At 71.1% G+C, this 13,521-nt stretch carries 12 protein-coding genes; 11 read left to right on the top strand and 1 reads right to left on the bottom strand.

From position 1 onward, the window contains the following. Positions 1-5: 5 nt before the first annotated feature. The 4 genes from ABEB12_RS22020 to ABEB12_RS22005 all read left to right on the top strand — a co-directional run bounded on the left by ABEB12_RS22020 (position 6) and on the right by ABEB12_RS22005 (position 3,306). Positions 6-902, top strand: a complete 897-nt coding sequence (locus tag ABEB12_RS22020; RefSeq protein ID WP_185063674.1) for a metal-dependent hydrolase — start codon at positions 6-8, stop codon at positions 900-902. Then, on the top strand, positions 899-2,017 hold the full coding sequence (locus ABEB12_RS22015; protein ID WP_345703035.1) for a PDR/VanB family oxidoreductase: 1,119 nt from the start codon (positions 899-901) through the stop codon (positions 2,015-2,017). The genes ABEB12_RS22020 and ABEB12_RS22015 overlap by 4 nt, the downstream gene beginning before the upstream one ends. Continuing rightward, on the top strand, positions 2,014-2,718 hold the full coding sequence (locus ABEB12_RS22010) for a TetR family transcriptional regulator (RefSeq protein WP_185063673.1): 705 nt from the start codon (positions 2,014-2,016) through the stop codon (positions 2,716-2,718). Before ABEB12_RS22015 ends, ABEB12_RS22010 begins: the two co-directional genes overlap by 4 nt. A gap of 117 nt (positions 2,719-2,835) precedes the next feature. Then, entirely contained in the window at positions 2,836-3,306 is a 471-nt protein-coding gene (locus ABEB12_RS22005) for a hypothetical protein (protein WP_185063672.1), read from the top strand. A gap of 69 nt (positions 3,307-3,375) precedes the next feature. Here the strand turns inward: ABEB12_RS22005 and ABEB12_RS22000 are convergent, their stop codons facing one another. After that, the gene (locus ABEB12_RS22000) at positions 3,376-4,131 is read right to left on the bottom strand and encodes a hypothetical protein (protein ID WP_185063671.1); all 756 of its coding nucleotides are present in this window, start codon (positions 4,129-4,131) and stop codon (positions 3,376-3,378) included. 2,155 nt (positions 4,132-6,286) lie between these two features. On the opposite strand from ABEB12_RS22000, the gene ABEB12_RS21995 reads away from it, so the two are divergent. From ABEB12_RS21995 to ABEB12_RS21965, 7 genes are all read left to right on the top strand, one after another. Beyond that, complete coding sequence (locus ABEB12_RS21995) at positions 6,287-6,784, top strand: transcriptional repressor (protein WP_185063670.1); 498 nt, start codon at positions 6,287-6,289, stop codon at positions 6,782-6,784. Continuing rightward, the gene (locus ABEB12_RS21990; RefSeq protein ID WP_185063669.1) at positions 6,756-8,207 is read left to right on the top strand and encodes a catalase; all 1,452 of its coding nucleotides are present in this window, start codon (positions 6,756-6,758) and stop codon (positions 8,205-8,207) included. Before ABEB12_RS21995 ends, ABEB12_RS21990 begins: the two co-directional genes overlap by 29 nt. A gap of 74 nt (positions 8,208-8,281) precedes the next feature. Beyond that, positions 8,282-8,770, top strand: coding sequence for a hypothetical protein (locus tag ABEB12_RS21985; RefSeq protein WP_185063668.1), 489 nt, complete (start codon positions 8,282-8,284; stop codon positions 8,768-8,770). A gap of 61 nt (positions 8,771-8,831) precedes the next feature. Beyond that, a complete protein-coding gene (locus ABEB12_RS21980) occupies positions 8,832-10,127 on the top strand; it encodes an MFS transporter (RefSeq protein ID WP_345703034.1) in 1,296 nt (431 codons plus the stop codon). A 59-nt stretch (positions 10,128-10,186) separates the two neighbouring features. Then, positions 10,187-11,863 (top strand): AMP-binding protein, encoded by a 1,677-nt coding sequence (locus tag ABEB12_RS21975; protein ID WP_185063666.1) that lies wholly within the window; start codon positions 10,187-10,189, stop codon positions 11,861-11,863. Positions 11,864-11,987: 124 nt separating this feature from the next. Then, complete coding sequence (locus ABEB12_RS21970) at positions 11,988-12,374, top strand: cold shock domain-containing protein (protein ID WP_185064622.1); 387 nt, start codon at positions 11,988-11,990, stop codon at positions 12,372-12,374. Between the two features lie 430 nt (positions 12,375-12,804). Further along, the gene (locus tag ABEB12_RS21965; RefSeq protein WP_185063665.1) at positions 12,805-13,521 is read left to right on the top strand and encodes a winged helix-turn-helix domain-containing protein; all 717 of its coding nucleotides are present in this window, start codon (positions 12,805-12,807) and stop codon (positions 13,519-13,521) included.

The raw sequence follows: 13,521 nt of genomic DNA, 5'->3' as shown, positions 1-13,521 counted from the left end.
GTGGGATGACGAACGAGCTGGAGGAGCCGGAGCGCGTCGCGCTGCGGCCGAGGGACGTCCGGTTCGACTGGTCCAAGCTGCCCATGCACTGGGTGCCCGGTGACCCCTACACCACCCACCTGCTCAACGTGCTGCACCTGCTCCTGCCGGAGGGTGAGCGCTGGTTCGTCAAGGTGTTCGGCGAGGCGCTGCCGCTGATCCGCGACGACCGGCTGCTCGAGGAGGTACGCGGGTTCATCGGGCAGGAGGCGGTGCACGCCGAGTCGCACCAGGGCGTGCTGGACCACTTCACGGCGCACGGGCTGGACCCGGAACCCTACGTCGGCCAGGTTCGTTGGCTGTTCCGCAAGGGCCTGGGCGACCGGGAGTTCCGCGGCCCGAAGGCGGCCAGGCGCCGCGAGGCCTGGCTGGTCGACCGGGTGGCCGGGGTGGCGGCCATCGAGCACTTCACCGCCTACCTCGGCGACGCCATCCTGAACTCCCCCGGCCTGGACCGGGCCGGTGTCGACCCGGTCATGCTCGACCTGCTGCGCTGGCACGGCGCGGAGGAGGTGGAGCACCGCGCGGTCGCCTTCGAGCTGTACCAGCACCTGGACGGCGGCTACCTCCGCCGGGCCAAGATGATGCTGATGGTGGCCCCGGCCATGATGCTGCTCTGGGTCAAGGGCGTGCGGTTCCTGATGGCCAACGACCCGACCGGCCGGCGCCGGCCAACCCTGCTCGACCCGATCCGGTCCAACCGCCGCTACCGCGTGCTCAGCGTCAGCGGCCTGCTCATGTCCTGGCTGCCTTACCTGCGGCCGGGCTACCACCCCAGCCAGCACGGGTCCACCAGCCAGGCGGTGGCCTACCTGGCCACCTCGCCGGCCGCCATGGCGGCCGACCGCCGGGCCGGCCGGTGAGCACCACGCAACCCGTGGACGCCGGCCAACCGGTGCCGCCCACCCCGCCCGACTCGATGCCGGTCTCGGCGCCGCGGCCACTGTTCCGCGCGGTGGGCGTGGCCGCGAACGTCATGGCGCGGCTCGGCCGGGCCCGGGCGACCGGCGCGCGGGTGGTTCCGGTAGACCGCGAGCTGGACATGGTCGTGCGCGAGGTCGGCAACGAGGCCCGCGACGTGGTGAGCCTCCGACTGACCAGGGCCGATGACACCGGGGAAGTGTTGCCCCGCTGGTGGCCGGGCGCGCACCTGGACCTGGTGCTGCCGTCCGGCCGGGTGCGGCAGTACTCGCTGTGCGGCGACCCGTCCGATCGGCACAGCTTCCGGGTCGCGGTGCGCCACATCTCCGACGGTGGCGGCGGCTCCCGTGAGGTGCATTCACTGCGCCCGGGTGACCGGGTGCGGGTGCGTGGGCCACGTGAGGCGTTCCCGCTGGTCCGCGCGCCCGGATACCTGTTCCTGGCCGGTGGCATCGGGATCACGCCGATCCTGCCGATGGTGCGGGCGGTGGCCGCCGCCGGCGCCGACTGGCGGTTCGTCTACGTCGGGCGCGACCGCGCCACGATGCCGTTCCTGGCCGAACTCGCGGAGATCCCCCACAGCCGCGACCGGGTGGTCATCCGCCCGGACGACGAGCACGGTGGCCCGGCCGCCGCGGCGAAGCTGCTCGAGCACGCCCCGCCCGGCCCGGCCACCGGCTACCTGTGCGGTCCGCCGCCGATGATCGCCGCCGTCCGGGCCGCCATGGACGACTCCGCGCACCGGCTCACCGCGCTGCACGTCGAGCGGTTCGCCGCGCCGCCGGTCGTCGGCGGGACGGCACTGACCGTCCATCTGGCCCGGACTCGTGCCACCCTTGACGTGCCGGCCGACCGGTCGGTGCTGGAGGTGGTCCGCGAGCGGTTGCCCCAGGTGCCCTACTCCTGCCAGCAGGGGTTCTGCGGTACCTGCCGGACCAAGGTGCTGGACGGCGAGGTCGAGCACCGGGACCGGGTGCTGACCGAGCCGGAGCGCCGGGACACGATGACCATCTGCGTGTCCCGAGGACGAGGAGATCGGCTGGTGCTCGACCTGTGACGACGGAGGGTTTCCCGGTACGCGCGGATGTGGCGTTCCCGGCCGCGCGGGCCGGTTCCGCGCGCCGGATGACCCCGGAGCGACGGCGCGAGCAGCTGATCCGCATCGCGCTCCAGCTGTTCGCCGAGCAGCCGCCGGACCTGGTGACGGCGGACGACGTCGCCCGCGCGGCCGACGTGTCCCGCGCACTGTTCTACCGCTACTTCGGCAACATGCACGACCTGCGCGAGGCGGCCCTGCGCACCGCCGTCGACGAGCTGATCGCGGTGATCACCCCGCCGGACGAGGGCACCCTGCTCGACCAGGTGCGCTACTCGCTGCACGCCTTCCTGTGCTCCGCGCAGGCCTACTCCGCCGCGTACATCGCGCTGATGCGCACCGGCTCGGTGATCGGCACCGAGGAGACCTACGCACTGGTGGAGCGCGTGCGCGACCACATCGTCCGGATGGTCGCCGAGCGGATGCGCCTGGCGGCCCCCGGCGAGACGGTCGGCGGGGCCGCGCCGATGTTCGAGCTGACCATGCGCAGCTGGTTCAGCGTGGTCGAGCTGGCCAGCGTGGCCTGGCTGCGCGAGGGCAAGCTGGCCCGCGAGCGCCTGGAGGAATGGCTGGTAGACCAGCTGGTGGCGATGCTGCAGACCACCGCCCGGCACGACCCCAGCACCGCCGCGCAACTCTCCGCCGCACTCGCGGCAACCTAGGAAATCGGGCGCGACGCGCCTTCATCAATCGATCGAGTGATGCGCGCAAAGCTACACAATCACCGTTGGTAGCTTTTCGCATCACGTTAATCAATCAATCGATTGTTGAGGGATGCCGTGCGCCAACGTCGTGCACTGGTCGTGATGGTGTGCTGCGCGATCGGCGCGCTCCTCGGCATGAGCAGCGCGGTGATCTCCGACGTGATCATGACAAGGTGTTCGTCCGGCGCCGCCCTGACCGCGGGAACCGGCTGTGAGGAGCGGCTGGGCGCCTCCGGTATGACCGACGGCACGACGCCGAGGGTGCCGATCACCTCGACCGCCACGAGGCACGTGCCCGGCCCCGGCGAACCGCCCAGGCGCGGCCCCAACCCGGCCACCGACCGCGCCATGGTGCTACTGATCGGGTGGGCCATGCTGGTCACCGTGGGTAGCGGCCTGTTCATGCGCACCCGGCCGCGCCGGGAGCCCGAGCCGCCCGGCCCCACCAACACCCCCAGCCGCACGCACGTCTCGGTGCCCACCCAGCGCGCCTACCGCCGGGTCGGCCCCCGCCAGCTCACCTCCCCGCTCCTGGACCGGCGCTAGCGCGGCACGCGCCAGCCGAGCGCGCGCCCAGTTAGGCGCGCGCGGGACATACAGCACCGCGCCCCTGGATCAGCGGCAGGCGGAGGCCACCCCGACCGGCTGGGTCGGGTCGAAGTAGGCGTCCTGTGCATCGCCCGGCTGGTACTGGGCGGCCGCGTCCTGGCCGCCCCCGGCCGGCCCGGTGAACCCGCGCGCGGCCAGCGCGCAGTCCATGCCGTGCCAGTACCCGGTGGTCCGGCCCAGGTACATGCCCCGCGAGGACGGCCGGATGTCGGCGCCCTTGGGGAACATCCAGTGCGTCTCGGCGTGCACCACGACGACGCCGCGCGGCTGGTCGAACGCGTAGGCGAACACGTAGTTGCTGGTCACGTCCAGCGCCGGCCGGCCGTTCCAGTCCACCTGCCGGTAGGTCAGCTTCCCGGACACCCTCGGCGTCCCGGCCAGCGAGGCATCCCGGCCGACCCGGATCAACGCGGTGCCGTATCCGCCCTCCTCCAACCGGGTGCGCACGGTCTCCACGCTGTCCGGGGCGAGCAGCCCGAGCACCGCCGCCGGGTCGTGCGACTTGAGCAGCTGGGGATCCAGGTACGACGCGGCCAGCGCTCGTTTGACCTTGTCCAGGGCGTCGGCCACCTCGCGCGTGCTCCAGCCGTCCACGGCGCGCGCCTCGGGCAACACGATTCCCTCCGCGCCGACGGCGAAGAACTCCGCCGGCGTGGCCTGGAACGGGTTGTCGGAAGCGACCAGGCCGAGCCAACGATCCCGCCCCACCCAGAGCCCGACGACCAGCGCCAACACCACCGACCACACCAGCAACACCAACACCCGGCGCCGCCCCTTGGCACTCGACGGGGCCTCGGCGGCAGCCCCGGAATCACCGCCCCCACCGGAACCGGCACCCGGGATGGACCCCGTGTCAGTGCCGGTCCGCGCGGCGGGACGGTCGGGAACGGAAGTGACGCGCGAGTCCGGCCTCCGCTCGGGGGGCAACGTGGCCCCCCGCTGCGGAGCGGCTTGCCGCACCCCGTCGCGGGGCTCGGCAACCGTCGGCGCATCGACACCACTCCGGTCAACCACCGGAGGCTCGACCGAGGTCGGCCGGCGGCGCGGACGGGCGAGCGGCTCGGTCCCGGGCGCCGCCCCACGGACCCGCTCGGTTCCAGCCGCCGCACCACGGACCCGCTCGGTTCCAGCCACCGCACCACGGACCCGCTCGGTTCCAGCCACCGCACCACGGACCCGCTCGGTTCCAGCCGCCGCCCCACGGGCACGCTCGGTTCCAGCCGCCGCCCCTCGGGCACGCTCAGTTCCAGGCGCAACCCCTCGGGCCTGCTCAGTTCCGGGCACCGCACCACGGACCCGCTCGGTCAGCGGACGGGTCACCTCGGCGGGGGGCAGGTCTGGCGGCGCGGCCGAGCCGAGCGCACGCACCTCGCCGGTCGGCTCCCCGAGCGAGACGGTGGGCGGATCCACCGACGGGTCCGGGGATTCGTCCACCGAGCGCGATGACGGCCGGAGTTCGGCGGTCCGGTCCGCCCAAGGACCCGCGACATCCGAGGGGTGCACCGTATCCGGCCCGGCCGTGCCCGGCCTCGACTCCGGCGAGGCCGACGCGTCCCGACCCTTCCGCGGCGCCGGCACGTCCGCATGCCGCCCGTTCCCCGGATCAGTCCCGTCCGGAAGTCGAACGGTCCGCGACACCGGCGATTCCGGGGTCCGCCCGTGCCGCGGACCCCCCGCACCGGAGGAAGTACCTGGCGCCGAAACCGGCCGCTGGTCGGCCGTCGTTTCCGACGCTCGCGGCGCCTCCGCCCACGCCCGCCCGTCCTCAGCGACCGGTTCCGACGCTCGCGGCACCTCCGCCCACGCCCGCCGCTCATCGGCGATCGGTTCCGGCGTCCTGGCGGCCGATGGCAAGGCCGCCGAACCGGTCGGTGCGCGGAGATCCTCGTCGGCACGGTCCATCGAGGAGCCGTCGGCTTGGTCGCTACGCGGGGCCGACGGACTGCCCAGCAGGTCGGCGAGCCGCACCGCTCGGTCAGCCGGCGCGGCGGATACGGATCCCGACCAGGCCTGCGTCCCGGTAGGTGCCGGCTCACGATCACCCGGTCCCGACGAATGGGGGGTCGCGGGAGGTGGCGGCACGGTCGGCGGCGCCACCAAACCACCCTCCGGCGGAGGCGGAACCGACGGCGGAACCACCAGACCACCCTCCGGCGGGGGCGGAACCGACGGCGGGACCGCCAGGCCGCCCTCGGGGGGAGGCGGCACGGTGGGCGGGACCGCGAGCGCCCCGGAGGTCGGTCCCGGGGCAAGGAAGGCGACCGGGATCCGCAGCGGCTCGGTGTGCGGCTCGGACCCCGACGTGGCGGGCACCGAGGGGCCGGGATCGGGGGGCTCGTCGCCCGGGTCGGCGTCCGCCGGCACCGGGGGCGTTCCCGGCGGTGGCGATGGCGGAACACCTCCGGTTCCGGGCGCGCCGAATTCAGGGTTCGGGGCGTCCGGCTCGGCGGCGTGCGCCGGGCCCGGCACACCATCTCGCGGTGCGCGTTGTTTCGGCACCGAGGCGTGGGGTACGCCCGTTCTGGGCGCACCGGGCTTCGGCGCCGGTGCCCCGGGCACCGGCGGCCGCACCGCCACCGTCACCGGTTTCGTCGATGACGGCGGAGCCGGGCGCCTGGGGGATCGGGGTCTGGGGCGCCCGGGTTCCTGCCCGGTTCTCGTCACTTGTTCCGGCAGGGGGAACTCGCAGGTTGTCATACGAGTACTGGCTGACCAATCACTGAGGAGCGAACCAACCCATCCTGACAGCGATCCGTAATCGGCAAGACCGCCATACGGCCTAGCCGGTTAACCGCAACGTTGCTCCAACGAGGCAACTACCGCTTACCAAGGTATACGCACGGTAATCGCACGATGACGCGCCCCGCGTCGGCCGAACAACGCGTAGCCTGGACTTGGTCCAGAAAAGGTGGGAGCCATGCCCGAGCCGAGGTCCCTTCCGGAAAGCGCGGAAAGCGACGCCCGCGCGCGGCTGCGCGAATCCGGCCTGCGGGTGACCGCGTCCCGGCTGGCCGTGCTCGACGTGCTGGGTGAACACCCGCACGCCACGGCGGACACGGTGGTCCGGCTGGTCACGGCTCGACTCGGCTCGGTGTCCAAGCAGGCCGTCTACGACGTGCTGGCGGCGTGCGCCCAGGCCGGGCTGGTCCGCCGGATCGAGCCGGCGGGATCCGCCGCCCGGTTCGAGACCCGGACCGGCGACAACCACCACCATCTGGTCTGCCGGCACTGTGGCCGGACCGAGGACGTCGACTGCACCGCCGGCGAGCGGCCGTGCCTGACCCCGAGCGACAACGCGGGGTTCGTGGTGGACGAGGCGGAGATCGTGTTCTGGGGCACCTGCCCGGACTGTCAGGAGCAACGAAACGACGCGAAGGAGTTGCACCTTGACCTCCACTCCACCCACCACCACTGATGCCGGAATCCCGGTCGCCAGCGACGAGCACTCGCTCACCGTCGGCCCGGACGGCCCGGTCCTCCTGCAGGACCACTACCTGATCGAGCAGATGGCGGCGTTCAACCGGGAGCGCATCCCGGAGCGCCAGCCCCACGCCAAGGGCGGAGGGGCGTTCGGCGAGTTCGTGGTCACCGGCGACCTCAGCCGGTACACCCGGGCCGCTGTCTTCCAGCCCGGCACCACGACCGACCTGCTGATCCGGTTCTCCAGCGTCGCCGGCGAGCGGGGCAGCCCGGACACCTGGCGCGACCCGCGCGGTTTCGCGGTGAAGTTCTACACCTCCGAGGGCAACCTGGACATCGTCGGCAACAACACCCCGGTGTTCTTCGTCCGGGACCCGATGAAGTTCCAGCACTTCATCCGCAGCCAGAAGCGGCTGGCCGCGAACAACCTGCGCGACCCGGACATGCAGTGGGACTTCTGGTCCCTGTCGCCGGAGTCCGCGCACCAGGTGACCTGGCTGTTCGGCGACCGGGGCATCCCGAAGACCTGGCGCAACATGAACGGCTACTCCAGCCACACCTACTCGTGGTCCAACGCGGCGGGCGAGCAGTTCTGGGTCAAGTACCACTTCCGGTGCGACCAGCCGGTCGACTTCCTGACCCAGGCGGACGCCGACCGGATCGCGGGCGAGGACGGCGACTACCACCAGCGCGACCTGTACAACTCGATCAAGGCCGGCGACTTCCCGTCCTGGACGCTGAACATGCAGATCATGCCGTACGAGGACGCCAAGACCTACCGGTTCAACCCGTTCGACCTCACCAAGGTCTGGCCGCACTCCGACTACCCGCTGATCGAGGTCGGCAAGCTGACCCTGAACCGCAACGTCACCGACTACCACACCGAGATGGAGCAGGCGGCCTTCCAGCCGAACAACCTGGTGCCCGGCACCGGCCTCTCGCCGGACAAGATGCTGCTGGCCCGCGGTTTCTCCTACGCGGACGCCCACCGCGCCCGGCTGGGGGTGAACTACCAGCAGATCCCGGTGAACCGGCCGAAGAGCCCGGTGCACAGCTACTCCAAGGACGGCGCGATGCGGGTGCACAACGTCTCCGACCCGGTGTACGCGCCGAACTCACTGGGCGGACCGAAGGCGGACCCGGTGCGCGGCGCCGAGACCGGCCTGTACGCGGCGGACGGCGAGATGGTCCGGCACGCCTACACCCTGCGCCCCGATGACGACGACTTCGGCCAACCCAACACCCTGATCAACCAGGTCATGGACGACGCCCAGCGGGAGCGGCTGGTGTCCAACGCGGCGGGCGCGATCGGCGGGGTGGTCTCCGACGAGATCCGCGAGCGGGCCTTCCAGTACTGGAAGAACATCGACAAGGAGATCGGCGACCGCATCGAACGAGCCGTCCGCAACGGCGGCTGATCAAACCCGGTAACCTCCCGGCCCCCGCTTCGCGCACGATGGGCGGCGGGGGCGGCGAGAGGGTTGACCGGGAAATGGCCGACGAAGTCGTTGACACGGTGGTCTGGCGGAACACCGGGGGCAGCGGTTGCCTGGGCTGCGCGACCGGCGGCCTGATGGTGGGCGCCCTCGGCATGGGCGCGGGTTACCACTTCTTCGGACTGTCTCCCAACTGGGCGTTCGGTGTGCTCGGCCTCGGCCTGGTGGGCGCGGTGCTCGGCCACCTGGATGACCGCCGGCAGCCACACACGGCATTCATCACGCGAAGCCAGGTGCGGCTGACCAGTAGGACCAGGAAGCGGACCCGGCTCACCGCCGAGCTGAGCGTGCGGGTGGAGCACACCGGGGACACCGACGAGGGCTACAACCGGACCACGCTGACCCTGCGTTGGCCGGACGACACCGTCATCATGTCCAACCAGCACAGCCCGGAGCTCGGCCGCCGGCTCGGCAAGCTGTTCGGCCCCGATGTCCGGGTCGACGAGGAATGGCGCGAGCTCGAGGAACCACACGGCGGCGCCTGAGCAGGCAACGGTCGGAAAACGATCCCTGGCTCTGCGCTGTGGCCTGTGTCATGGTTGCGCCGTGGCTACCTCTCCCGCGCTCGGTGCCGAGTCGACCGATCCCGGCCAGCTGCGCCGCGTGGCTCTGGCCAGCGCGGTTGGCACGACTATCGAGTGGTACGACTACTTCATCTACTCCACGGCGGCGGCGCTGATCTTCGGCTCGCAGTTCTTCTCCCCGCTGTCCACCTCGTCCGGCACGCTGGCCGCGTTCGCCACCCTCGGGGTCGGCTTCCTGGCCCGGCCGATCGGCGGGGTGCTGTGGGGCCACTTCGGCGACGTGCTGGGGCGCAAGGCGATGCTGATCGCGTCGCTGCTGCTGATGGGCGCGGCGACGGTCGGCGTCGGCCTGCTGCCCACCTACGGGCAGATCGGCCTGTGGGCGCCGATCCTGCTGCTGGCGCTGCGGCTGTTGCAGGGGTTGTCGGCCGGCGGCGAGTGGGGCGGCGCGGCGCTGATGGCGGTGGAACACGCGCCGGCCGGCCAGCGAGGCCGCTACGGCTCCTTCTCCCAGATCGGCGTGCCGGCCGGGTTGATCCTGGCCCAGTTGATGTTCTTCCTGATGAGCAACCTGACCAGCAAGGCGCAGTTCGAGGCCTGGGGCTGGCGGGTGCCGTTCCTGATCAGCATCCTGCTGGTCGCCGTCGGGCTGTTCATCCGGCTGCGCATCGAGGAGAGCCCGGTGTTTCGGGAGCTGTCCGAACGCTCCGCGCGCAGCCGCGCCCCGGTGGTCGAGGTGGCCAGGGAACGCCCCCGCGAGCTGGTGCTGGCCGCCGTCAGCTTCATCGCCAACACCGCGATCGGCTACGTGTTCCTCGCCTACCTGCTCTCCTACGGCACCCAGGTGCTCAAGGTGAGCCGCAACCTGATGCTCATCGTGGTGATCGTCGGCAGCGTGTCCTGGCTGGTCAGCATCGTGGCGGCGGCAATCTGGTCGGACCGGATCGGGCGCCGGCCGGTGTACCTGGTCGGCTCGGTGCTGCTGGTGGTCTGGTCGGTGCCGTTCTTCCTGCTGCTGGACACCAAGGCAACGGCGTGGATGCTGGTCGCGGTGATCCTGCTGACCATCGGCCTCGGCGCGTCCTACGGACCGCAGTCGGCACTGTTCGCGGGCATGTTCGAGCCCCGGTTCCGGTACAGCGGGGCGTCGATCAGCTATGCGGCCGGCGCGGTGCTCGGTGGCGGCTTCGCCCCGATGATCGCCACGGCGCTGTACGCCGGCACCGGCACCTCGCTGTCCATCTCCGCCTACATGGTGCTGGTCGGCGTGATCAGCCTGATCGCCGTGATCCTCATCCGCGAGCCCCGGGAGTCCTGACGCTTCGTTACCCGTGTGGCACGTTGGTGGGCTGGTGCGGGCTCTCAGGTACAGGCAGGATGTTGTCGCTGTACACCGCCGTGCGCATCCGAGGAGCCACCGTGAGCCCCGCCCTCCCGTCCTACGCCTCCGCGACCGCCGACCAGCCGCTGCTGGGCGACACCATCGGCGACAACCTGGACCGCACCGCGGCCCAGTTCCCGGACCGGGACGCCCTGGTCGAGGTGCAGACCGGACAGCGCTGGACGTACCGCGAGTTCGTCACCGACGTGGAAAGGCTGGCGCTCGGCCTGCTGGACGCCGGGCTGGCCAAGGGTGACCGGCTGGGCATCTGGTCCCCGAACCGGGCGGAGTGGACGCTGACCCAGTACGCCACGGCGAAGATCGGCGTCATCCTGGTCAACATCAACCCGGCGTACCGCACGCACGAGCTGGAGTTCGTGCTCAACCAGGCCGGCATCGGCACCCTGGTCGCCGCGCCCAGCTTCAAGACCTCCGACTACGCCGCCATGATCGAAGAGGTGCGGCCGCGCTGCGCGGCACTCAAGCAGGTGTTCCTGCTCGGCTCCCCGGAGTGGGAACGACTCGCGCGCGCGAGCGAACGCGACCGGGCCGACCTCGCCGCCGCGCAAAAAAACCTGAGCCCGGACGACCCGATCAACATCCAGTACACCAGCGGCACCACCGGGTTTCCCAAGGGTGCCACGCTGTCCCACCACAACATCCTGAACAACGGCTACTTCGTCGGCGAGCTGTGCGGGTACACCGAGCTGGACCGGGTGTGCATCCCGGTGCCGTTCTACCACTGCTTCGGCATGGTGATGGGCAACCTCGGCGCCACAACGCACGGCTCCGCCATGATCATCCCGGCGCCGTCCTTCGAGCCGAAGGCCACGCTGGCGGCGGTCGCCCAGGAGCGGTGCACCTCGCTGTACGGGGTGCCCACGATGTTCATCGCGGAACTGGCCGAGCCGGACTTCGAGTCCTACGACCTGTCCTCGCTGCGCACCGGGATCATGGCCGGCTCGCCGTGCCCGGTCGAGGTGATGAAGCAGGTCATCAACCGGATGGGCATGACCGAGGTCGGCATCTGCTACGGCATGACCGAGACCTCACCGGTGTCCACCCAGACCCGGGCGGACGACTCGCTGGAGCGCCGGGTCTCCACGGTCGGCCGGGTGCACCCGCACGTCGAGGTCAAGGTGATCGACCCGGTCACCGGGCTGACCCAGCCCCGGGGCGAGCCGGGCGAGCTGTGCACCCGCGGCTACTCGGTGATGCTCGGATACTGGAACGAGCCGGAGAAGACCGCCGAGGCGATCGACGCGGGCCGCTGGATGCACACCGGCGACCTGGCGGTGATGGACAGCGACGGCTACCTGAGCATCACCGGGCGGATCAAGGACATGGTCATCCGGGGCGGGGAGAACATCTACCCCCGGGAGATCGAGGAGTTCCTCTACACCCATCCCGACGTGCTGGACGCGCAGGTCATCGGCGTGCCGGACGCGCGCTACGGCGAGGAGCTGTGCGCCTGGGTGCGCATGCGCGAGGGCGCCGAGCCGCTCACCGCCGAGTCGCTGCGGGAGTACGCCACGGGCAAGCTCGCGCACTACAAGATCCCTCGCTACGTGCACCTGGTGGACGATTTCCCGATGACCGTGACCGGCAAGGTGCGCAAGGTGGAGATGCGGGAGCGTTCGGTGGAACTGCTGGGACTTTCCCCGGCCAATTAACCGCGGATAAGGCGCGCACGATAACGGGGATCAACGCTAGGCTGGACTTCGCGCGTCCCGGCTTGGCGACCAGCACGGCTCGGGGCGCGTTCGTCGTGATACCAGCAAGGGATGGGTGAGCAGGGTGCCGACCGGCCGGGTCAAATGGTACGACGCTGAGAAGGGCTTCGGCTTTCTCTCCCAAGACGGGGGGCAGGACGTTTACGTCCGCAAAGCCGCCCTTCCCGCTGGTGTGGACGGCCTGAAATCCGGCCAGCGCGTCGAGTTCGGCATGGCCGAGGGTCGGCGCGGGCCTCAGGCGCTGTCCGTCCGGCTGGTGGACGCCCCACCCTCGGTGGTGGAGGCGCGGCGGCGGCCCGCCGAGGAGCTGCACGGCCTGATCGAGGACATGATCAAGCTCCTGGACTCCAAGGTGCAGCCCGACCTGCGCCGGGGCCGCTACCCCGACCGGAAGACCTCGAAGCTGGCTGCGGAAGTGGTCCGTGCGGTGGCGCGCGACCTGGACGGCTAGGTTCATATGTCGCTATATGCTATTTAGGTACCCTGTGTAGCCCGTTCGGCGTAGTATCTGACCAGTGAGAGATCCCTCACACCGGCGAAGCTTTGGCCGCCGATCGGGCGCCGGACAGGGTCGACGGGGAAGGGTCGGCGCCCAGTCCGAGGGTGGGTCGCCGGGCGTCCGGCCAGGCGCATCACCACGACCTCGCAAGGTGCGGCTGACCTACCGCGACAGCGCTATTCACCTGCGCTTTCGTTGCACTCATTAGCCTCGATCGACGGGTCCGCGCCGACGTCCCCCCGGCGGCCGGGGACCAGATTGATGATCCCCCGGTCTACCGTTCGAGGCCCATTGGTGACAAAATCGTGACGCTCGGCATACTGAGTACTGAGTGCACTCTATGACTTCCAATGTTATAGCAAGAACGGCTAGGTTTACCTACGTGCCACACGTATTGGTTGTCGGGGAAGACCCCCTCCAACAGGCTGGCCTGGTTCGCGCGCTCACCGAGGCGGGCTACCTGGCCAGCTCGGCGGCCACCGGGGCCGCCGGGCTGCACGCACTGTCCGAGCGACCCGCGGACCTGGTGCTGATGGACGTGTCGCTGCCGGACGCCGACGGGGTCGCGCTGCTCCCCCGCATGCGCGCCACCATCGACCACCTGCCGGTGATCGCGATGAGCGCCCGCACCGACGAGAACCACATGATCGAGGCGCTGGACGCGGGCGCGGACGACTACCTGGTCATCCCGATCGGCGCGAGCGCACTGCTGGCCCGGGTGCGCGCGGTGCTGCGCCGGGCCGGGTGGGCCCGGTCCCGGCGGTCCAGCCTGGTGCTGGGCGGGCTGACGGTCGACCCGGTGGCCCGCACCGCGGAGCTGGAGGGCCGGTCGCTCTCGCTCTCCCCCAAGGAGTTCGACCTGCTCTGCTACCTGGCCCACCGCGCCGGCCAGGTGGTCACCCGGCGGGAGCTGCTCGCCGAGGTGTGGCAGATGCCGTACAACCACGCCGACCGGACCGTCGACGTGCACGTCTCCTGGCTGCGCCGCAAGCTCCGGGAGAGCGGCAAGGCACCGCGCTACCTGCACACCGTGCGCGGCGTCGGGCTGCGCCTGGACGTGCCCAGCGCCACGGTCTACCCGATGGGCGCGCACGCCTAG

Source organism: Actinospineispora eucalypti, from assembly GCF_039543365.1.
Classification (GTDB): Bacteria; Actinomycetota; Actinomycetes; order Mycobacteriales; family Pseudonocardiaceae; genus Pseudonocardia; species Pseudonocardia eucalypti.
The sequence above is the reverse complement of the archived record's forward strand: the minus strand, read 5'-3'. Positions and strand labels throughout refer to the sequence as shown.